18 protein-coding genes are annotated in these 21384 nt (G+C 51.0%); 12 read left to right on the forward strand and 6 right to left on the reverse strand.

The features are described from left to right. Both HALTITAN_RS25350 and HALTITAN_RS10815 read left to right on the forward strand, forming a co-directional pair. Positions 1-246 (forward strand): TonB-dependent receptor domain-containing protein (locus HALTITAN_RS25350; protein WP_152419261.1); only part of this gene is annotated, 246 nt, incomplete at its 5' end. Positions 247-412: 166 nt separating this feature from the next. Continuing rightward, on the forward strand, positions 413-1336 hold the full coding sequence (locus HALTITAN_RS10815; protein ID WP_009287124.1) for an ABC transporter substrate-binding protein: 924 nt from the start codon (positions 413-415) through the stop codon (positions 1334-1336). 29 nt (positions 1337-1365) lie between these two features. Here the strand turns inward: HALTITAN_RS10815 and uxaC are convergent, their stop codons facing one another. From uxaC to HALTITAN_RS10835, 4 genes are all read right to left on the reverse strand, one after another. Continuing rightward, a complete protein-coding gene (gene uxaC / locus HALTITAN_RS10820) occupies positions 1366-2775 on the reverse strand; it encodes a glucuronate isomerase (RefSeq protein WP_009287125.1) in 1410 nt (469 codons plus the stop codon). A gap of 74 nt (positions 2776-2849) precedes the next feature. After that, the gene (locus HALTITAN_RS10825) at positions 2850-5225 is read right to left on the reverse strand and encodes a glycoside hydrolase family 31 protein (RefSeq protein WP_009287126.1); all 2376 of its coding nucleotides are present in this window, start codon (positions 5223-5225) and stop codon (positions 2850-2852) included. A gap of 61 nt (positions 5226-5286) precedes the next feature. Further along, complete coding sequence (locus tag HALTITAN_RS10830) at positions 5287-6585, reverse strand: TRAP transporter large permease (RefSeq protein ID WP_009287127.1); 1299 nt, start codon at positions 6583-6585, stop codon at positions 5287-5289. Position 6586: 1 nt separating this feature from the next. Next, positions 6587-7111 carry a TRAP transporter small permease gene (locus tag HALTITAN_RS10835; RefSeq protein WP_009287128.1) on the reverse strand — a complete coding sequence of 175 codons (525 nt, stop codon included), beginning with the start codon at positions 7109-7111 and terminating at the stop codon, positions 6587-6589. Between the two features lie 172 nt (positions 7112-7283). Here HALTITAN_RS10835 and HALTITAN_RS10840 point away from each other — a divergent pair, with 172 nt between their 5' ends. The 5 genes from HALTITAN_RS10840 (at position 7284) to HALTITAN_RS10860 (ending at position 12915) form a co-directional block, all read left to right on the forward strand. Next, complete coding sequence (locus tag HALTITAN_RS10840; protein WP_201764688.1) at positions 7284-8330, forward strand: TRAP transporter substrate-binding protein; 1047 nt, start codon at positions 7284-7286, stop codon at positions 8328-8330. Between the two features lie 23 nt (positions 8331-8353). Beyond that, positions 8354-10183, forward strand: coding sequence for a glycoside hydrolase family 2 protein (locus tag HALTITAN_RS10845; RefSeq protein ID WP_009287130.1), 1830 nt, complete (start codon positions 8354-8356; stop codon positions 10181-10183). Positions 10184-10201: 18 nt separating this feature from the next. Further along, the gene (locus HALTITAN_RS10850; RefSeq protein WP_027959959.1) at positions 10202-10930 is read left to right on the forward strand and encodes an FCD domain-containing protein; all 729 of its coding nucleotides are present in this window, start codon (positions 10202-10204) and stop codon (positions 10928-10930) included. A 42-nt stretch (positions 10931-10972) separates the two neighbouring features. After that, positions 10973-12145 carry a mannonate dehydratase gene (gene uxuA / locus HALTITAN_RS10855; protein ID WP_039859236.1) on the forward strand — a complete coding sequence of 391 codons (1173 nt, stop codon included), beginning with the start codon at positions 10973-10975 and terminating at the stop codon, positions 12143-12145. A 155-nt stretch (positions 12146-12300) separates the two neighbouring features. After that, positions 12301-12915 carry a LysE/ArgO family amino acid transporter gene (locus HALTITAN_RS10860; RefSeq protein WP_009287132.1) on the forward strand — a complete coding sequence of 205 codons (615 nt, stop codon included), beginning with the start codon at positions 12301-12303 and terminating at the stop codon, positions 12913-12915. A gap of 29 nt (positions 12916-12944) precedes the next feature. Here the strand turns inward: HALTITAN_RS10860 and ltaE are convergent, their stop codons facing one another. Beyond that, positions 12945-13952 (reverse strand): low-specificity L-threonine aldolase, encoded by a 1008-nt coding sequence (gene ltaE, locus HALTITAN_RS10865; RefSeq protein WP_039859237.1) that lies wholly within the window; start codon positions 13950-13952, stop codon positions 12945-12947. A 114-nt stretch (positions 13953-14066) separates the two neighbouring features. Here ltaE and HALTITAN_RS10870 point away from each other — a divergent pair, with 114 nt between their 5' ends. Continuing rightward, entirely contained in the window at positions 14067-15287 is a 1221-nt protein-coding gene (locus HALTITAN_RS10870; protein WP_009287134.1) for an NAD(P)/FAD-dependent oxidoreductase, read from the forward strand. 75 nt (positions 15288-15362) lie between these two features. Then, positions 15363-15914 carry a spermidine N1-acetyltransferase gene (gene speG, locus HALTITAN_RS10875; protein WP_009287135.1) on the forward strand — a complete coding sequence of 184 codons (552 nt, stop codon included), beginning with the start codon at positions 15363-15365 and terminating at the stop codon, positions 15912-15914. 91 nt (positions 15915-16005) lie between these two features. On the opposite strand, the gene HALTITAN_RS10880 is transcribed toward speG, so the two are convergent. Then, the gene (locus HALTITAN_RS10880; protein ID WP_022521788.1) at positions 16006-16767 is read right to left on the reverse strand and encodes a M48 family metalloprotease; all 762 of its coding nucleotides are present in this window, start codon (positions 16765-16767) and stop codon (positions 16006-16008) included. A gap of 1200 nt (positions 16768-17967) precedes the next feature. Here HALTITAN_RS10880 and HALTITAN_RS10885 point away from each other — a divergent pair. The 3 genes from HALTITAN_RS10885 to HALTITAN_RS10895 all read left to right on the forward strand — a co-directional run bounded on the left by HALTITAN_RS10885 (position 17968) and on the right by HALTITAN_RS10895 (position 21376). Further along, complete coding sequence (locus HALTITAN_RS10885) at positions 17968-18729, forward strand: metallophosphoesterase (protein ID WP_009287137.1); 762 nt, start codon at positions 17968-17970, stop codon at positions 18727-18729. Positions 18730-19054: 325 nt separating this feature from the next. Further along, positions 19055-20395 carry an enolase C-terminal domain-like protein gene (locus HALTITAN_RS10890; protein ID WP_022521785.1) on the forward strand — a complete coding sequence of 447 codons (1341 nt, stop codon included), beginning with the start codon at positions 19055-19057 and terminating at the stop codon, positions 20393-20395. A 36-nt stretch (positions 20396-20431) separates the two neighbouring features. After that, on the forward strand, positions 20432-21376 hold the full coding sequence (locus HALTITAN_RS10895; protein WP_022521784.1) for a Bug family tripartite tricarboxylate transporter substrate binding protein: 945 nt from the start codon (positions 20432-20434) through the stop codon (positions 21374-21376). Positions 21377-21384 lie beyond the last annotated feature (8 nt).

Consider the following 21384-nt stretch of genomic DNA (forward strand, 5'->3'; position numbering starts at 1 on the left):
CTAAATTCAAGTGTAGTTAGCAGCAGTTCGCAATATATTGATGCCAGTAACGCTCAAGAGATTCCAGGGTGGACACGTTGGGATATTGGAGCAGGTTACCAATTTGATGATCAGCCTATAATAGTGAGAGCTAATGTAAATAATCTCTTAGGTAAGAATTACTGGGAATCTGCTGGTGGGAGTGGCGGAAGGCTTCGCCTCAGCGAGCCAAGAAGTGTAGTGCTGTCTGCAACTATGGAATTTTAGTTTTAAGTCGCTACCCCGCTGATGGCGGCGGGGTGGCGAGTTATTAATAATTTTTAGATGTTGCTGCTATAACAATAAGTGGTGCCTATCCTTGATGGGCTTAGAGAGGCCGCTTTCAGCAGCATAAAGACTACAGTTGCTTTACTAAGATCAAGCAAGGACTGTCATGCTCCGTATCTGTATCGTACGTATGCTTCTATATCGCTGCATGGTAATAATGATCCCAACTGCGTGCCTTGCACTTTCTATTCCTGACTTGGCAATTGCTTCCCGTGACATACCCTCCATTGGTTCTCTTGATTATCGCTGTACTGAAACATTATTGTCGATGGGAATAATACCTAGCGCCGTCATAGATCCGGACACTCCATACACCACGCTAGAGGGAGCGGCGCAAGCCATCAATCTCGGAACCATTATCCAGCCCAACCTTGAACTTCTTGATCAAGTCTCACCCGAGCTGGTTCTGACATCGCCGGAATTCACGCACATGGCCCCTCGACTGTCAGGTATTGCCAAGGTAAAAAGCCTAGCTCCTTATAGCTCAGAAAGCGGAGCAAGTAGCTGGCAACGAATGATCTCTTTCACAAGAGGGGTGGGAGAGGCCATCGGATCTACGGATCTTGCGGAGGACATGATTAAGGAAACCGAGTCGCATTTCCAAACATTGAGAAGCAGGATAGCTGGTGTTCAAATGCCAGCCTTATTGATTGTTCGCTTGATGGATCATAAACATGCCAGGGTGTTTGGTAGCAACAGTCTGTTCCAAGGTTCCCTTGAACAGCTGGGGCTGTCAAATGCTTGGCAAGGCCCCGAGAGTCACTTTGGAATCACAATGGTTAGTATCGACTCCTTAGTCGATATCAATGCCCGCCTAGTGATATTAGAAAGTCCGTACGCCACAAGTCCCAGTCGTGAACAATTCGCCGTAAGTGGTATGTGGCAACATTTGCCTATCATAAAACGCGGCGATGTCATCTTCCTACCGGCGACCTTTAACCATTTCGGCGCTCTTCCTTCTGCTCTAGGTTTCGCCGAGTCGCTTGTTGAAGCCTTGGAGGCGCAAGCGCCCCCTAATGCTGCTAGCTAATCGCACTACTAAATAATCATTTATTTAATTCATTCAATGAACCAACGGCGTGCATTGTGGTAACAGATATCCGCAATGATCTCATCAAGCAGCTTGTGATCATTCGGTGCCAGCCCCTCAGAAACCCAACGCCCGACGATACGGCATAGCAACCTTCGGAAGTATTCATGCCGAGGAAAGGACAAGAAGGAGCGACTGTCCGTTAACATGCCGGTGAAGGTAGACAACAGGCCCATTTGCGCCAGTTGGCTCATCTGGTTTTCCATGCCGTCAAGTTGGTCATTGAACCACCATGCAGTCCCCGCCTGTACCTTGCCTGCTATGCCACCGCTTTGAAAGTTACCCGCCGTGGTGACGATGATGGGGTTTTTACTGGGATCCAGCGCATAAAGAATGGTGCGCGGCAGCTCATTGGTGCTATCCATGCGATTCAGCAATTTGTTTAACGGCTCGGCAATGGGCTTATCTTGAATGGAATCAGCACCTGAGTCGCTGCCCGCCGCCGTGAGTATTTGCGTACTGTTATTACGCAGTGGCCCTATGTGAAGTTGCATTACCAGGTCAGCCCGCGCGTACCCACGGCCAAGTGCTACCAATACGGCCATACGGAAGCTCTCTGCTTCCTTGGGCTCTAAGGCTTTGCCCTGGCGGCCTTTTTTCAGAATGGCATCAAGCTGGCTAGCGCTTAGCTCATCGGCCTGCTCTAGCTGCCCAATACCGTGGTCGGCGGCACGGCAGCCGTTGGCAATGAAGTACTCCAGGCGATCCGTGAGTGCGCTTACCAGATGCTCGAAGGTACTGATGGGCTGTCCGGTCAAGGTCTCCAGTTTTTCAAGGTAGGCGCTGAATCCCGAACCTTCGATGGCCAGCGCGCGATCCGGGCGAAAGGTAGGCACCATGGAAAGCTCACCTTTGTGTGGCGAGGCAGCAAACGCTCGGTGGTGCTCAAGGCTATCGAGCGGGTCATCGGTGGTGCCAATGAGTTCGACCTTCATCTTTTTTAGCAAGCCCTGGGCACGGAACTCAGGCTGGCTCAGCATTGCTTGCGTGCTTTGCCAAATCTCCTCTGCGGTATCGCTGTTGATCAATTTGCCCTCATCACCAAAGTAGCGCCACAGTTCGAGATGGCTCCAGTGGTGCATGGGGTTGCCAATTGCCTTGGGCAGAATCTGGGCAAACGCCTGAAACTTCTCTTTATCTGTTGCGCTACCGGTAATGTGAGACTCTGGGACGCCCGCCCAGCGCATGACACGCCACTTGTAGTGGTCATGGCTCAGCCATAGATCGCCCAGGTTGTCCCAGCTGCGATTGTGAGCCACTTCTTCGGGCGGAAGATGGTTGTGGTAGTCAATAATCGGCAAGTCCGCAGCTACATCATGGTAGAGGCGGCGTGCTGTTTCTGTATCCAGCAAGAAATCAGTGTGTAGGTAATTATTCATAGAAAAGCCTTCTGGTTTACCATTTCAGCGATAGCGGCTTGTGCAAAAGCGCCAAAGTAATGTGTTATCGCTGCTCATGATGCTTCTCCCACGGTGATGAGCCCGCCATGCTCTATGACGCGACCACCGTAATTCAAGGGGCGATTTTCACCTGCTGGTAGCACTATATTGAGTTGTGAAAAAGGAAAAGGCATATCCCCAGCATGGCTGATTTGCAGTTCCAAACTATGCTCATCGCCGGTAAGCAGCAGAGTGGTGATGCAGTGCGGGCCATCTTTGCGCTCGCCGTCATCATCGTAAATCAGTGAGGTGCAGGAAAACGATCCAGGCTGTGGAAACAGTGCCAACGTTCGGCCAACTTGCGCCTCCGGCGTTGCTTTTATGGCTTCATTAGCAAGCGGTAGTATTGATCCAGCCTTAACAAACAGCGGCATATCCGCCAATGAAACCGGCTTCTCGAACCACGTTCCAGGGGCATGCAGTTGGCCTGTCCAGTAGTCCCACCATCCTGCATGGTTGTCGGGCAGATAGATGCGCCGCTTATCTGCGCCTTGCTCAACTACAGACGCTACGAGTAGGTCTCGACCTAGAAGGAAATCGTCGGTGTCTGCATAGGTCTGTGCGTCATTCTCGTGATCGAGAAAAGTGGGCCGTAGCATGGGTTCATGGTTGTTGACCGCCTGCCAAAGGCAGGTATAAAAATATGGCAACAAGCGGTAACGGAATTGGATAGCGGCACGGATGCCTTCGGTAACGCTGGGGTGCGTCCAAGGCTCGGTCACAGAGCCATCGTTGTTCCAACTGTGAATGGAGAACCGGGGGTGAAAAATGCCGTTCTGAACCCAACGGAGTAAAAGCTCTGGCCCAGGTTGGGGGCCCGCAAACCCGCCTACGTCGTGCCCAATGTTGTAGATTCCCGAAAGCGACAGGCCCAGCCCCATGCGGATATTCCAACGCAGGCTCTCCCAACTGGTTTTGTTGTCTCCCGTCCAGGTTTGGGCAAACTGTTGTAGGCCAGCACAGCCTGATCGGGTCACCACATAGGGCCGATGTTGAGGCGCGTGTTGAGACTGTGCTTCCCAAGAGGCATGAACCATCAACAGCGAATGCAAGGGCCGTATCAGCCCCACTTCGATCTCTTCACCAAAACCAACGCAGCGAGCGCCATGATCCCACACTTCAAATTCGTTGTTATCATTCCAGGTGGAAGTGATGCCGAGGTTCAGCAGTTGTTGAGTGACGTTCTCTTTCCACCAACTGAGCGTATCGGGGTTGGTGAAGTCGAGATGAGAGCCTTCATCGTCCCAGAAGCTTGAAAGCTCCGGCGTGTCAGATTCACTGTCTTGGATAAATAATTTATTGTTTGCCACTTCTGCGTAGCGCGGGTGGTTCCTTAACAAGCAGGGCTTGATGTTGGCGATCAATCGCACCCCGGAATCATTAAAGGCTTTCGTCAATGTGGTTGGATTGGGCACCTTGTCGTTATTCCAATGAAATACATAACGCTTATCTTCAATGGAGGTGTAACCCGAAGAAAGATGAAAGCTGTCGCAGGGGATGGCCTCGTTCTCCAGCTTTCGCAAAAAGCCGATGAGCTGATCCTGAGCGTCGGGTGCATCGGTATAGGCCATGGTCGACCCGGAATAGCCCAGCGACCAGCGCGGTGGAAATGCCATCCCCCCGGTTAAGGCCAACTGGTTCTTCACCAGGTCTAGAAGCTGTAGAGACCAGCGGAAATAGTAATCCAGGTCGCCATCATCGGCCGTAAAGGAGCGATAAGGGGCGTGGTAGTTATCAAGCTCCTGCCCTATGTTCAATACACAGGTGTTCAAAGTGTCGTAGAAGATACTAAAACTACCGGTGGACGCGGTTTGGGTAAGGGTGAACGGCAGGTGTTTATACAGCGGGTCGGTGCGCTCTGCGTCATACCCCATAGCGTCTAAACTGCGCATTTCGAAACGCCGCCCTGTCCGCTCCAACAGCCCGGCTTTTTCGCCCAAGCCATAAACCCGCTCATTGGGGTGTCGGCGTAAATAGTGGGCGTGGGCATGGTTCTTAACGCCCAGCATATAAGCGCCGGTGGGTCTGTCTTCAGTTAAATACTTCCAGCCCTCATCCACGAAGGCCTCCCACCTAAAATGCAGTGGCTGAGAGACGATGAGCCGTAAGGCATCTGTCTCGATCTGCAACTGCCCATCCGACCACCCAAGCTTGTACTGGGGACAACTGAACCCCGTCACCGAATCACGTGAGCGGCCCTTTGGTAAGGTGTTGCCATCCGGGTTTACCGTCCATGAGCGGTTAAGGCGCCATGCACCATCTTTTAGCAGTCGCACTCGGAACAATTTGTTGTCGAGAATGTTGATGCAGATTAAATGTCTATCGTGCACTCTCAGTTGCACTGTCGTGTCGTCGTGGTGCTCCAGGCGCCAGTTTTTTAAGGTTTTCATTGTTTATCCTTTGATTCCTGAATTCAGGATTTAACGGTGGTCATCACCTGGAACCAACTCGTTAATAACCTAAAATAAGCTGGGGCAAAAATAAGCTGATTTGTGGAACGAAGGTCACCAGTAGAACAATGGCTATCAAGACTAAATAAAATGGCAGGATGGGTTTCATCACTTGACCAATACTCACGCCACTGATGGAGCAGCCGACAAACAGTGCTGAGCCCACTGGCGGGGTACAGATACCGACGCAGAGATTGATCGTCATGATGATGCCGAAGTGAACCGGGTCTATACCGATATCCTGCATCACTGGCATAAGGATAGGGGTGAAGATAAGCAGTGCTGGTGTCATATCCATAAAAGTACCAATCACCAGCAGTACGGCGGTAATGCACAGTAGAATGATGATCGGATTATCAGATATACCGATCATAAAAGAAGAGATCGTTAAAGGTATGTCGCCGAACGCCATGGCGCGGGACATGGCAATGGAGCAGCCGATTAAAAATAATACGATAGACGTTGTGACGACCGAGTCGATAAAGATCTTGGGAAGATCCGTTACCCCTATTTCTCTGTACCAACATAAAGACAGGAACAGTGAATAAGCAACTGCGATCGCTGAGGCTTCGGTCGCCGTAAATACGCCACTAATAATACCGCCAATCACCACTACAATAAGGCCTAAAGGTAATATCGCCCGGCGTACTGCTGATTTAACTTCAGCAAGGGAGGGTTTCTCCGCGACGGGGTAGCCCTTTCTTTTAGATATGATCCCTGCCACCACCATCAGGGATAAGCCCATGATGATACCGGGGATATAACCCGCCAAAAAAAGCGCGGCTATCGACGTGCCGCCAGTAATCAGCGAGTAAACAATGAGTGTTGTGCTGGGAGGAATCAACAGGCCCGTAGGACAAGAGGTGACGTTAACGGCTGTCGAAAAAGCAGGATCATAACCCTCCCGCTTCTGGATAGGAGCCATTACGCCCCCAACGGCCGCCGCTGACGCAACGGCTGAGCCGGATAAAGCGCCGAACAGCATATTGGAAATGATATTGACGTGGGCAAGCGAGCCAGGAAGCCTTCCGGCAAGCACTTTCGCTAAATCGATAAGGCGAAGTGCGATGCCGCCTCGATTCATAATGTTGCCAGCCAAAATGAAGAAGGGGATGGCTATTAACGTAAAGCTATCAAGCCCCGACGCTATTTGCTGGGCAACAATGCTGAGGGATTGGTCGACGCTCATGAATAGCAGGAAGGTGAGTGTCGCAGATACGCCAATCGCGAACGCAATGGGTATGCCTAAGACCATTAAAAGCGCGAACGACCCAAAAAGCACCAGGACGGTTATATTCATATTAATCTCTCTCTTGTGGAGCAGGTGCTTGTTGCGGATCGATAGTGAAGCCGCCCTCCGACTTAGGGTTAAGCCAAACCCGCCCTAAAAAGATAAAACAGTAAAAAATGATGATTAGCCCGGAAGCTGGAATGGGACCATATACATAGCCCATGGGGAGTCTCAACGTGGGGGTGATTTGGCCCGATGCCAGCGTTCGGGAGACCATTTGCCAACCACCCCAAACCATTACAAAGAAGGCAAAGCCAGCCACGATTAACAGTATGAGTGTATTAAGTAACTGACGTGAGCGGCCGTTTAAGGCAAGAGGCAATATATCAATGGCGAGATGTCGAGCTTGGCCAAAGGTGTAAGCACCTCCAAGTAGCGCTAACCACATGAACAACAAGCGAGCGATTTCACTTGTCGCTGTGCTTGGGGTGCCTAGTACGTACCGGGATAATACTTGCCACGTCACACTGACGACGATGATCAACAGTATTAAAAACACAGACGTGCCAAGCACATAGTCCATTGTGCGTTTCATACGTAAGACCTCTGGTTTTATTTTTGTGTATTGGTGACTAGCTTCTTACTCCCTAGTCATTGTGCAGAGAGTCGCTTCTACTCTAAAAGATGTCAACCAATTTGTTTTATTGGTTGACATGATATAGTCGGTAAGCCATCTTGCATCTGTAACTTAGAAAGTGAGTGCCTCAATGACAGTCGGCTTTCACGACAACAATCACAACAACAAGCATAACAAGCAGGAGAAACAGCTGATGACAACAAAAGCCTTGCGACACACGGCTCTAATCAGTGCGGCGCTGTTCATGTCAGCGGCCTCAGCTCAAGCCCAGACACTGCGGCTGAACCACAATAATCCTGAAGACCATCCTACTCATGTCAGCATGCAGTACATGAGTGAACGTCTTTCAGAGCTCACCGATGGTGAACTGGATATCCGCATTTATGCCAACGCACAGCTTGGCTCGCAGCGTGAATCCATGGAGTTGGTACAAAACTGTACATTGGATATGGCGCGCAGCAATACGGCCGAACTGGAAGCATTCGAGCCAATGTACAGCGCCATGAATTTACCTTTCATTTTTGAAAGCGAAGAGCATTTTGAACGGGTCATTAACGGAGATATTGGCCAAGATATTCTTAACGCGTCACGTGATAAAGGATTCATAGGGGTTGCCTTTTTAACCGAGGGGGCTCGCTCCTTTTATGGTGACCGGGCCATTCAATCGCCAGCAGACCTAGAGGGTCTGAATATAAGAGTACAACCAAGCCCATCAGCGGTAAGAATGGTTGAGCTGTTGGGAGGTAATCCGACACCTATTGATTGGGGCGAGCTTTACAGTGCGCTGCAGCAAGGGGTGGTCGAGATGGCAGAAAATAACCCAACGGCCCTGACGAACGCGCGTCATGGCGAGGTAGCAAGCCATTTTTCGCTTGATGAACATACCATCATCCCATCCGTGGTCGTCATCTCCAGCTGCGCCTGGGATCGTATGTCGGAGGATCAGCAAGCGGCGATGAGACAGGCGGCATCAGAGGCTCAGGCATTCCATTCCGATTCCTGGAATAAAGCGGCAATGGCAGCATTGGAAACCGCAGAGACTGAGATGGGGGTTGAGATTAATGAAGTAGATAAAGCGCCCTTTATTGAAGCGGTCATGCCTATGCACGATGAAGTGGCCAACCAATCTGCTGAATTGGCCGATCTAATCAGCCGAATCAAGTCAGAGGCTAACTAAAACCGCTGCAGGGGAGGTGGGAGATGCTAGAGCGATCATCCTTGGCTGAGAATGCCCTAACGTCGTTACATGACGAAGAGTATGACGTGCCGTTGAATCTGCAAAATCTGAATCACTCCACCATGGTGTTCACGAAAGGTCGCACGTCAACGTCGCTTAACGGCAGTTGGAATTTTTGCGTGGATTTGCTTGATACAGGTCTGCGTCAAAAATGGTATGAAATGCAGCCGGCCAACCCTGTTGATCGCATTGAACCCTGGGACTACGACCCATTTATGGGTGAGTCCATCCCGGTGCCCTCAAACTGGGCCATGTTAAAGGAAAAATGGTACTTCTTTGAGGGCAGTGCTTGGTACACCAAAAAGCTGCCCCCAGAGCTTTTTAAAAAGCGAGAGAGTGACGCGGAATCAGACCAACGCTACATCCTTAGGGTCGGTGCGGCTCAGTACGACTGTAAAGTATTTCTTAACGGAAAATTCCTAGGCAATCACTATGGCGGCTCGACGCCCTTCTACGTTGAGTTGACGGATGACCTTGCCGAAGAAACCAATTGGCTGATGCTGTGTGTCAATAATACCCGTACGCTGGATCGCGTCCCGATGCGCAATACAGACTGGTTTAATTACGGTGGCGTTTACCGCGAGGTCGAGCTCTTTAGCTTACCCAGAGAATTCATTCGCGATATGTTCATTCGCCTTTCTCAGGATGGAAGGGCGATAGAGGTTGATGTAGTTGTTGATAGAGCTGTTGATAGCGCTGTTGATGGCCCCAGCATTCACCATGCTCACCTTGAGATACCTGAATTAGGAATTGCTCAAAAGATTAACATTGAACATGGCAAAGGTACTTGCCGAATAGCAGCAGAGCCAGAGCGATGGTCGCCTGAAAACCCACGCCTATATAAAGTGGTGCTGACGGCTGGTGAAGACCGTATCACTGACAATGTCGGATTCCGCTCCATCGTTCGCCAAGGGGTAGATATTCTCCTAAACGGCGAGCCTATCTGGCTACGCGGCATTTCTGTCCATGAAGACGACGACATCCTAGGGAAAGTGACGTCCGACGAAGACATTCGCAGACGGCTCGCTCATGCGAAAGAGCTTGGGTGCAATTTTCTTCGCCTCGCGCACTACCCCCATCATGAACGCGCAGCTGAACTAGCCGATGAGATGGGCTTTTTACTGTGGCAAGAAATTCCCGTTTACTGGGCCATTGACTTTGATAATCACAACACGCTTAAAGACGCTAAAAACCAACTCATTGAGTTAATAAAGCGTGATCGCAATAGAGCTAGCGTCATTATTTGGTCGATTGGCAACGAGAATCCAGATACGGATAGTCGTCTCTCTTTTATGCGTGACCTGGCTGAAACTGCACGCCTATATGACCCCACGCGCTTAGTCGCCGCAGCGTGCCTAATTAATCATGCAAAATTGAAAATTGAGGATCGGTTAGTCGACCATTTAGACGTTATAGGCATTAATGAGTACTACGGTTGGTACGATGAAAACTTCGACGACCTGTACGCCATCGGAAAAAATTCCGATCCTGATCGCCCCGTCGTCATTTCTGAAACAGGGGCGGATGGCGATAACTCGTCTCAAGGCCCATCTGAAGGCCTGTTCAGCGAAAAGTATATGGCGGATGTTTATCGGCGGCAGATCGATACGCTGCAAAAATTAGCGTATATCAAAGGCATTTCTCCTTGGATTTTATACGATTTTAGAGTTGAGCGAAGACAAAATATCTTCCAGAGAGGATTTAATCGAAAAGGGTTAATTGCTGCTGATAAATCTACAAAAAAAGAAGCATTTAATGTTCTAGCTTCTTTTTACCACTCTATAAAAGATTAAAAATGGAAATGAAATCTAATGCATAAAGGTTTACGGCGTTACCAAGAGCTGGCTCGCGACTTAAAGATTTTGATTCAGCAGAAAGGGTATAAAGTCGGCGATCGTATTATGACTGAGCGTCAGATTTCAGAGGCTTTGAACGTGGGCAGGTCTGCCGCACGCGAAGCCATACTCATGCTTGAAATTGAAGAGCTGGTTGAAGTGAGAAAAGGGTCTGGCATCTATTTGCTTTCCGACAGTCGCTCGGTAGCACAGCCTGTTGTGGATGATATAGGACCGTTTGAACTGTTACAGGCAAGGCAGCTTTTGGAAAGCAGCATCGCCGGCTTTGCCGCGGTGTCAGTCACCAAAAACGATATTGTACGCATGCGGGAAGCGCTTGATATGGAGCGCAAGGGCATTGAAGAAAAGAATAACGACTACTCCAGTGATGAACTATTCCATCGCCTGATAGCAGAGGCCACGCAAAACAGTGTACTGGTCGATATGGTTTCTGAACTGTGGGCCAAAAGAGACCAGAGCTTGATGTGGGCCAGACTGCATGAGCGGATATTTGATACCAACTACCGAGAAAAATGGCTAAAGGATCATCAGGATATTCTCTCTGCACTGCAGCTAAAAGATGCCGAAGGGGCGCGTAAGGCGATGTGGGTTCATTTAGATAACGTCCGAGACACCCTAATGGAGCTTTCCGACGTGGAAGACCCGAATTTTGACGGTTATCTGTTTAACAAGAGCACGATTTAATAAGAGCATTATTTAACACTAATAATACGGGGGAGAAGGTTGATGAAACATACATGGCGCTGGTTTGGGCCGGACGATCCAATCAGCTTGTCGGATGTACGACAAGCTGGCTCGACTGGTGTTGTGACGGCTCTGCATCACTTACCGAACGGTTGTGTGTGGCCCTTGAGTGAAATCATGGAGCGTAAAGCTATTATCGAAGCTGCTGGGCTTGAGTGGACAGTGGCAGAAAGCATTCCAATTCATGAGGATATAAAGACTCACGCCCATGGTTGGGAAACACTGGCCGATGCCTGGGCAGAAAGTACCATTAACCTTGCCGAGGCTGGCATAAAAACCATCTGTTACAACTTTATGCCGGTTCTTGATTGGACCCGGACGTCCTTGCGCCATGAGTTACCTGATGGGGCCTTATGCTTAAGGTATGACGCGCTTAGCGTCGTCGTTTTTGATTTGCTTATATTGCAGCGCCCCGGCGCAGCGTCAGATTATGACGAGAAAACGCAGGAATCAGCCCGGGCTCGCCTATCTGAAATGAACGCAGATCAGGTTGAGGAATTAACGAATACTATTATTGCTGGCCTACCAGGCGCTGAAGAAAGCTACAGTCTCGATAGCTTCAGCGAGCGGCTCGCTGCCTACAAAGACATTACCGCCGAGGTTTTGAGAGAAAACCTCGCTTCGTTTCTCTCAAGAGTCATTCCAAAGATAGCGCATACAGGCGTTCGATTAGCGATTCATCCAGACGATCCACCGTATTCTCTGTTCGGGCTGCCGAGAGTGGTCTCAACCGCCCAGGACTTAAGAGATATTGCGAATATGGTCGATTCGCCGGTAAATGGTTTCACGCTCTGCTCTGGATCACTGGGCGTACGAGCTGATAACGATGTGCCTGCAATATTGCAAGAACAGGCGGATAGAGTGCACTTTTTGCACTTACGAAATACTACCTTGGAAGCAGATGGGGCCAGTTTCCACGAAGATGCCCATTTAGAGGGTGATACCGATATGGTTCGCCTAATCGATATCATTCTGGACATTGAAGCAAAAAGGGGCGAACAACTTCCCTTCCGTCCAGACCATGGTCATGCGATGTTGAGTGATTTGCGCAGCGACTTTAAACCTGGCTACCCGGCAATCGGGCGTTTGCGCGGCATGGCGGAAATTCGTGGTGTTGAGCGTGCGCTTCAGTTCAAACGTTCCAACAAACCATAGCCTTGGAATCAAAATAGATAGGCTGTGTGTAAGAGGGTGAGTATAAGAAAAACTAATACCCCATTAGCAGGATGATTTTTAGCAATCAGCATTCCCGGTTACTTTATTGCCAGATTAATTAACGCGACGCTAATTCCGGCAATGGGGGCAGGGCAATGTGGGAAAGTTATATCACCGGGCTAGTGGTGTGCGGCGGGATTATCATGGCGATTGGGGCGCAAAACGCCTATATCCTAGGGCTGGCTATTCGTCGTGAGTACCACTGGTGGTCGGCAGGGTTGTGCATCAGCGCGGATATTATCCTGCTCACGGCGGGCATGTTTGGGGTGAGTGCTTTTCTGCTGACGATGCCCAACGCATTGGAGGCAATGCGCTGGGTGGGCGTAGTGTTTTTAAGCTGGCTGGCGGCTCAGGCGCTGTTTAGAGCCTTTAGCGGGCGGCAAGGGTTAAGTGCCGAAGCGGGCAAAGCGCGCAGCTTAACCAAAGTGATTTTCGCCACTCTTGCCGTCACCGTGCTTAACCCCCAGGTATATCTGGATACGCTGCTGCTAATACCCGCCATTGGCGCCCAGCAGGAGAGCGCCGGTGTGTTTGTGGCGGGGGCATCTACTGCGTCCATCCTTTGGTTCAGCCTTCTGGCCTGGGGCGGCGCTGCGCTTTCGCCTTGGCTTTCAAAACCCATCGCATGGCGCATTATCGATGGCCTGATTGGCTTGATGATGGCGGGTATCGCCGTGCATCTTGCTCTAGGGGCGACATCGCTTAGCTAAGCCATTTATTGGTTAATGACGACTCGTTTTTAATGGCGACTAAAATAGGCCTCCATCACCGCGATGACTTTGTCGATATCTGCGTCATTAAGATCACGATGGGTAACGAAACGCGTGGCGTAAAGCAGCTCAATCAAAATGCCGTGCTCTTTTAGCCAGGCGGAGAGTGGCTTTACATGCTCGTCGGGAAAATGCGCGAATACCATATTGGTTGTCTGAGCGCTGATCTCGACTCCTGGCAGCTTTGCTAAGCCCGCTGCAAGGCGCTCTGCACGGCGGTGATCGTCGGCTAAGTCTGCCACGTGGTGATCTAACGCATACTGGCAGGCGGCGGCGATAATACCTGATTGGCGCATGCCACCACCCACCACTTTACGCCAGCGCCGAGCGCGGTCGATCAATGCTTGTGAGCCCACCAGCGCCGACCCTATTGGCGTACCCAGGCCTTTTGAGAAGCACAGCGACACGCTATCGAACGGCAGGCACAGCTGCTTGAGCGAGGTGTCGGTTGCGACAGCGGCATTGAATAAGCGCGCCCCGTCTAAATGCGTTGCCAGGCCGCGCTCGCGAGCAAGCTCAGTGGCTTTTAATACGTACTCTGCGGGCAGCACTTTGCCGCCAATGGTGTTTTCTAATGCCAGCAGCTTAGTACGCGCAAAGTGAAAATCGTCGGCTTTAATCGCGGCACTGATTTTTTCCAGTGGCAGGCTACCGTCAGCGGCGTTTTCAATGGGCTGGGGCTGGATACTGCCCAGCACCGCGGCGCCACCGCCTTCCCAACGATAGGCGTGCGCGGACTGCCCAACAATGTACTCATCGCCGCGCTCGCAGTGGGACATTAGTGCCACTAGGTTGCTTTGAGTCCCACTAGGAAACAGCAGTGCCGCTTCTTTACCTGCCTGTTCGGCCAGATTTGCTTGAAACGCGTTGACCGTTGGGTCATCGCCCCACACATCATCGCCAACCGGGGCGGCCATCATGGCGTCTTTCATGGCAGAGGTCGGACGGGTCACCGTATCACTGCGTAAATCAATCATGCGCATCTCCTTTATTGTGTGGAGCAATCACTCGGAAGCGTTTTCTCAAGCAAGTTCTGGGGAACCATCTATGGTTAACAGCATACTGCAAGTCTCTCAAGCAAAGGCAAACAGATGGATCTGAAAAGTGGTTATCCCTTTTGGGCAGTCAAAAATGGCCTGTTGAAAACCTTTCCTCAATTGACTCGCGATCACCAATGCGAGGTTGTTGTGATTGGTGGCGGTATTACGGGGGCGTTGATTGCTGATGAGCTAAGCCGCAGTGGCCACCATGTGGTGGTGCTTGAACGCCGGGATGTTGGGTGGGGCAGTTCAGCCGCCAGTACTGCTTTGCTGCAGTACGAAATTGACACCCATATGACAGAGCTAGCCGAGCGCTATGGCGAAGCCGATGCAGTGCGTGCTTACCGCGCCTGTGCAGAGGCCATTGGCGAGCTTGAGTCCCTGGCGGCAGGGCTGGGCGATGTGGACTTTGAGCGTCAGCAAAGCCTTTACTATGCCAGTAGCGAAGAGGATGTCGCATCGCTTCAGGAGGAATTGGCGCTGCGCCAAAAACACGGTTTTGAAGCCGAGTGGCTTGAGCGCAAGGCTATTTTGGCGGAGTACGGCTTTGAGGCACCCGGCGCTATTCTTACTCAGCTAGCCGCCACTATTGATCCTTATCGCATGGCATATCAGCTGTTTTCCAGAGTGGTCGCGCGTGGGGGAGAAGTATATGACCGCACACAGATGGAGACGATGACGCCGGATGATCAAGGCGTCACGCTCACTCTGGCCAATGGCGCCAAGCTGCGTTGCCAGTACGTAGTGATGGCCGCAGGGTATGAGTCTCAAGACTGGCTGCCAGAAAAGGTGGCCGTCAATCGCAGTAGCTATGCGCTGATTACCGACCCACTACCGCCAGAGGCATTGGTCAAACTGCGCCACACCATGATGTGGGAATCATCGCGCCCCTACCTGTATATGCGCACTACCTGCGATGGACGACTTCTCGTAGGGGGAGACGACGACGATGAAGATATTCCCAAGCGCCGCGATGCGCGGGTAGAAGAGAAGGCCGAAGGGCTAACAGCTAAAATAGCAACGCTATGGCCTAAGCTCGATATCAACCCAACATTCTCTTGGGGTGGCACCTTTGCTGAAACCGACGACGGCCTGCCTTTTTTCGGCCCGCATGACGCCCTAGGCCCACGCGTTCATTTTGCCATGGCCTACGGCGGCAACGGCATCAGCTATAGCATGATAGGCGCCAAACTGCTGCGCGCGCTTATAGAGGGTAGAGAACACCCTTTGGCGGAGCTGTTTTCATTTAGACGCCTGGCCAAAATGGCCTAACCTAAAGGCAAGAACCGAGTGGCGGGCAAGTTTAAAACGAGTATTCTTAACGGATATTCATAAGGAAAGCGGGCAATGGGCCATACACTTTATTTGCGTGCACTGGAGCGCAACGACCTGCGCTTTGTTCATGAGCTAAATAATAACCAGAGCATTATGTCGTACTGGTTTGAAGAGCCTTACGAGTCATTTGATGAGCTGGAGGAGCTGTATAACAAGCATATCCATGACAACGCCGAACGGCGCTTTGTCGCTGAAGATAGCCATGGAAATGCCATCGGTCTGGTAGAACTGATCGAGATCGACTACATCCATCGCAGCGGCGAGTTTCAAATCATTATTACCCCGGAGCATCAGGGCAAAGGGTTTGCGCGCACGTTAATTCGCCAAGCGCTGCATTACTCGTTCACCATTCTAAACCTGCACAAGGTATATCTCATTGTGGCGGTGGATAATGTCAAAGCGATTCATCTTTACGAGGAGAGTGGCTTTATAGAAGAGGGCCACTTGGTGCAGGAGTTCTTTATCAATGGCAAATACCGCGATGTAAAGCGAATGTATATCTTGCAGGGCACTTACCTGACGCAACTGTCCGAACAGCAAGAAGAGGGTGGCGAGTGGGCTTAGTGGGGGTAAGAAAAATCGGTAAACCTAAGCAACCAATACTCCTGCCATTCATTATCAAGACTAACTTGGCAGGAGTACCAGTGCCTGAGCTTTACTGGAACGAAGCTTCTAGGCGCTCTGCACGATCACCCGCTGCTGGGTGGCTGGAGAAGACGCTGCTGTTGTTGCCGTATTTGGCTTCCATTTTGCGTAGAGCTGCAACTGAAGCCTCTGCATTCATGTCGTGGCGCTGCATTAGCTCAATGGCATAGTCATCAGCTGCACTCTCTTGGCTTTGAGAGAACTGAGCATTGATCAGTTTTTCGCCCAGGTCACCAAGCTCAGAGCTTGATAGTGCGGCGGCGGTAGTGCTGCCGCTGGCCGCAGCTGCTTCACGTGCAGCGGAAGCAGCATAGGCAACCTGGAAAGCACGCTTGGAGTGTCCTAACGAGACGTGGCCGATCTCGTGGGCGATAACGTAACGCACTTCATCGTCGGTCATCTCATCCATCAGCCCGCTATGCAGTCGAATGGATCCGTTGGGTACCGCAAAAGCATTCATTTCTTCTATTCGATAAACGTTATAGTCAAGCGTATGGCCGTCGACTGTTTCCCAGCCTTGGGTTAACTCGGCCAAGCGTTTTGCATACTGGCTATCGTCTGCAACAAGGTGGTTCTGGGAGTCAAGCTGGGCGATGGTTTGATCGCCTAGTTGTTGCATTTGCTGATCTGACATCGTGGCAGCGCCGGCTAAGCTGGAGCCCGCAGACATTAAGCCTCCGAGATCAGCGCCTGATTGACAGCCGCTAAGGGCGAGTGTCGCCACTAAACCTAAAGCATAAGATGTTTTACGAACCAAAAAAGGTGTTTGCATCGTCCGTTCCTTCGTCAATGTGCGTGCATAACAAGAAGAGTCTGCACGTTGAGTATTGCGCCTTTATCAGCCGAATTAATATTAGACTATTTCTTTATATAACTCCATACCCAGCCGTGAAGTAAATGATTTGGGGGGACTATGTATACTGAAGCGTCGAGGTGGTTATCATTAATCCACTAGGTATTGCAATACTATTTGTTTTTTTAAAGAGGTGACAAATATAATTAAGCCTAATGGTAGCGAGCATTAAAGCGGTTCATCTGGTAAGGGGTGCGGGTAAGCAGAAGAGCGTTATCTTATACAGGCGTCTTGTGTCAAGAGACTATGTTGCAGGGTAATGCATGGCTGCGTAAAGCATAGTTATAGCCTGGAGGTCGTATATTTAGACCTGATAGTGATGCTTGTCCATTTAACTAGGTAAAAAAACGCCTCGCTGAAACGAGGCGTTGAGCGGCGTTGAACCAATATGACGTTTGGGGACTTAGCGCAGGTAAGCTTTAATAGCGTCAAGTGCCGCACGTTGTTGGCGGGCACGCTGTGCCCATACTTCCATAACATCTACTTCCAACGCTTGTGTTGGGGTGACTAAGTGTTGCATGGCGTTCACTCCTCTTTCAGGGGACAGGGAATGCGATGAGACCTTGTTGTAAAACTTATGTTGTAAAGCCTTCAAGTTGTAGAAAGCTTATGTTGTACACAGCCTGTGTTGTGCATAGCAGCAATTTAGCTGTGGTCGGATACTAAGAGCTTTTTTTGCGAAGGGCTAGTCCTAACGATGTAGGTGTTTTGCCATTTTTCGTAAGCCATGGCTTACAAATGCTGAAATGACGATATTAGGTCTTTGAATGGAAAAGATTTTCATAGTCATAAAAAAGCCGGAAAATATTCCGGCTTCGGTGATTAGCTTTTGGTCTAAAGGGCGCAAAAGCACCTGAATTAGCCTAAATAGGCTTTCAGCGCTTCAACTGCGGCACGATGCCATTGAGCATTCAAGCTCCAGAACTCTAGAACTTCATTATCGCGTGCAGGGGGGGTTATTAAAAAAGTCATTGTGCGGTCCTCCTATTGGGACTACATCGTTATTATAGCCTATTTTTGCTGCAATGCAGCATGCCTTGACGTGACACCGATGCCCTGCGACAACGTGTCCTAGGCCGGGTAAGATCGTTTAAATAGGTATTTGTTGCGAGGAGCCCTATGCGTCTGCGTATTTTGTCTGACCTGCACCTGGAGTTTTTTGACGGGAACCGCGAGCTGCCTGAGGCGGAGGCAGATGTAGTGGTTCTGGCGGGGGATATTCACCGTAAGTGCGAAGGCCTTGCCTGGTCGCGCCACCAGTTTCCAGACACGCCGATTATCTATGTACCAGGCAACCATGAGTTCTACGGTACCTGCATGCCGCTGCTGCGTGATGAGCTGGCGCTCGAAGCCGAGCGGCTCGACATTGAGCTTCTGGATAATCGTGCCGTCACTTTCAATGGCGTACGCTTTTACGGTACAACGCTATGGACTGACTTTGCGTTGTACGCCGGTGACCCAACGCAAAACCCCGCCGATACTGAGTCTAAGGCGTTGCGCTACATGCCCGACTTTAAAATCGTTCAAACCTCGCCAGGGGAGACATTCACACCTCAGGCAAGCCAGCAGGTGCATGCTGAAGCGCTTGCTTGGCTCGAAAAAGAGCTGTCCCAGCCGTTTGATGGCCCTAAGGTGGTGGTTAGCCATCATGCCCCGCTACACGACTGTATCCCAGGCCAATATCTGGGCGACGCGTTATCCCCCGCGTTTGCCTCCAATTTGCCTCATTTAATGGGCAATATGGATGTATGGGTGCACGGACATGTTCACGAACCCGTGGATATTCTGCGTAACGGCACGCGTATCATTGCCAACCCTGGTGGATACCCTGATGAGTTTACTCCAGCGGTGTTTAAGCCAGGCTGGGTGGTTGAAGTATAAAAATAAATAAAATCAGTTATTTAATGTCTTTTTTAGGTTGTTAATCACTTGCTGGCAGTCATGCCAGCAAGTGCTACTTTGGTTTAATTTTCACTACTGCTGCTTGCGTCTGAAAGTCATGCTACTTATCTTCTTGTTTGTATGATGTATGACATATTGATCCGGATAATTAGATCGCCTATGCCAAGCAGCGAAGAGTGGGTTTGAGTTTAAAAGTCTTTGATTGACCAACAAGGGCTGCGTTTGTCCGCCTTCGTTATTTTAATGCGGCAATGAGCGGGATGCTGATCTGCGCGCTAACACCGCCTATATGGAGAATTGTTTTATGTCGAGTCACGACACTCCCACGATAACCGATATGCAGGTCATTCCCGTGGCAGGGCGCGATAGCATGTTACTCAATATCGGTGGAGCGCACTCGCCGTATTTTACCCGCAACCTGGTTATCCTCAAGGATAGTCACGGTAATGTAGGGGTGGGCGAAGCCCCCGGTGGCGAGACGATTCAAACGTCTCTTGAGCAGTCGCGAGAGATGGTGGTCGGTCAGTCGATCGGAAAAATGCGCTCCATGATTGCGTCGTTGCACAATGCCGGACGGAGTGCCGATTTTGAAGATTTCGGTAAAGGATCCTGGACATTTGAGCTACGCATCAATGCAGTTGCCGCGCTTGAAGCGGCGTTACTTGATTTGATGGGGAAGTTTCTGGGAGTGCCGGTGGCAGAGCTCCTAGGCAACGGCAAGCAGCGTGACAGCGTTGACGTGCTGGGGTACTTATTCTTTATCGGTGATGGGCACGCTACGCCGTTGGATTTTCGACGTGGCACCGGGGGCTTGGATCACGACTGGTACCGTTTGCGCGACGAGGCGGCCATGACCCCTCAGCACATTGTTGAGCTAGCTCAGGCGGCGCATGATCGATACGGCTTTAAAGACTTTAAGTTAAAGGGCGGGGCTCTGGCTGGTGAGCAAGAAATAGCGGCCGTCACGGCGCTGCACAATGCGTTTCCGGATGCGCGCACGACCATTGACCCTAACGGTGCTTGGTCGCTAGAAGAGGCGATCCGGCTGTGCAAGGATCTCCACGGTGTGATTGCCTACGCAGAGGATCCATGCGGGGCGGAACAAGGCTTCTCCGGTCGCGAGATTTTAGCTGAGTTTCGCCATGCCACCGGATTGCCTGTCGCCACCAACATGGTAGCCACCAACTGGCGGGAAATGGCCCACGCGTTGATGCTGCGCTCAGTCGATATTCCATTAGCCGACCCGCACTTCTGGACACTTTCCGGTGCTGTACGTGTCTCCCAGCTCTGCCAGGATCATGGTATGACCTGGGGCTCGCACTCCAACAACCATTTCGATATTTCGCTTGCCATGTTCGCCCAGGTGGGGGCCGCCGCCGTGGGGCGCACAACCGCGCTTGATACCCACTGGATATGGCAGGAGGGCGATGCTCGCCTGACTCGCAATCCGCCGGAGATTGTGGGTGGCAAAGTGGCCGTAACCGATGCGCCGGGGCTTGGGGTCGACATCGATATGAAGGCCATAGAGGAGGCTAATAAGCTCTATCGTTCACTGCCTGCTGGTGCTCGGGATGATGCGATGGCAATGCAATATTTGATAGATGATTGGAAGTTTGATCCGAAAAAGCCAGCGTTAGTGCGCTGAGTGAATACTCTAAACATGACAAAGAAGGACATTACAATGAAAAAGTTAGCGCTAAGCTTATCTGTGGCAACAGCAATGATGGCCAGTGCTGGTGCATTTGCTGAATATCCTGAGCAAAACATCGATATGATCGTGCCCTTCTCAGCCGGTGGCGGCAACGACACCTTCGTCCGCGCACTACAGCCGCTTCTGGAAGAAAAACTCGATACCAACTTGGTCATTCGCAATATCTCGGGCGGCGGCGGAGCCGTGGGGCTGACACGTGCTCAGGCATCAGATTCAGATGGCTATACCTTAGCTGCCGCCAGCAATGCACTGCTGACCTTGGAGGCGTTGGGTAATGTTGACTTTACCTACGAAGATTTTGATTTTGTCGCCAAGATTCTTGAAGAACCCTACGTCATCGCTGTTGGTGAAGACAGTGAATACGCCGACTTGGACGCTATGGTCGAGGCTGCGAAGGAAGGCACCTCGGTGCAAGTTGGGGTTTCGGGGGTAGGGTCATCAGCTCACATTGCGGCGGTGGCCTTTGCTGATACCGCTGAAGTCGATTTTAACTTCATTCCCTATCCCGGTGGTTCTGAGACTATCTCCGCTGCTATGGGCGGGCACGTGGATGCCGTGGTGCTAGGTGGGGCGGAACTTCGCTCGGCGCTAGAGTCCGGTCGTCTGAAAGCCTTGGGTATGTCCTACGCAGAGCGTAGCGAGTCGCTGCCCGATGTCCCCACTTTCCAAGAGGAAGGCTACAACCTGTCTCTGACAGTATGGCGCGGCATCGCGGGCCCTGATGGCCTACCGGAAGAGGCTAAGGAAGCGTGGGTCAACGCCATTAAAGAAATTGTAGACGAAGGATCCTTCGAAGAGACTGCCTCGAATCTGGGCTTGGATATTGTACCGCTGTATGGAGATGAGTTAGAGGCGTTTATCGCTGAATCTGCTGAAGTGATGAAAGACAGTGCTGGCGACTTAGCTGCTAAATAAAATAAGGA

It is taken from the genome of Vreelandella titanicae BH1 (assembly GCF_000336575.1).
Lineage (GTDB): Bacteria > Pseudomonadota > Gammaproteobacteria > Pseudomonadales > Halomonadaceae > Vreelandella > Vreelandella titanicae.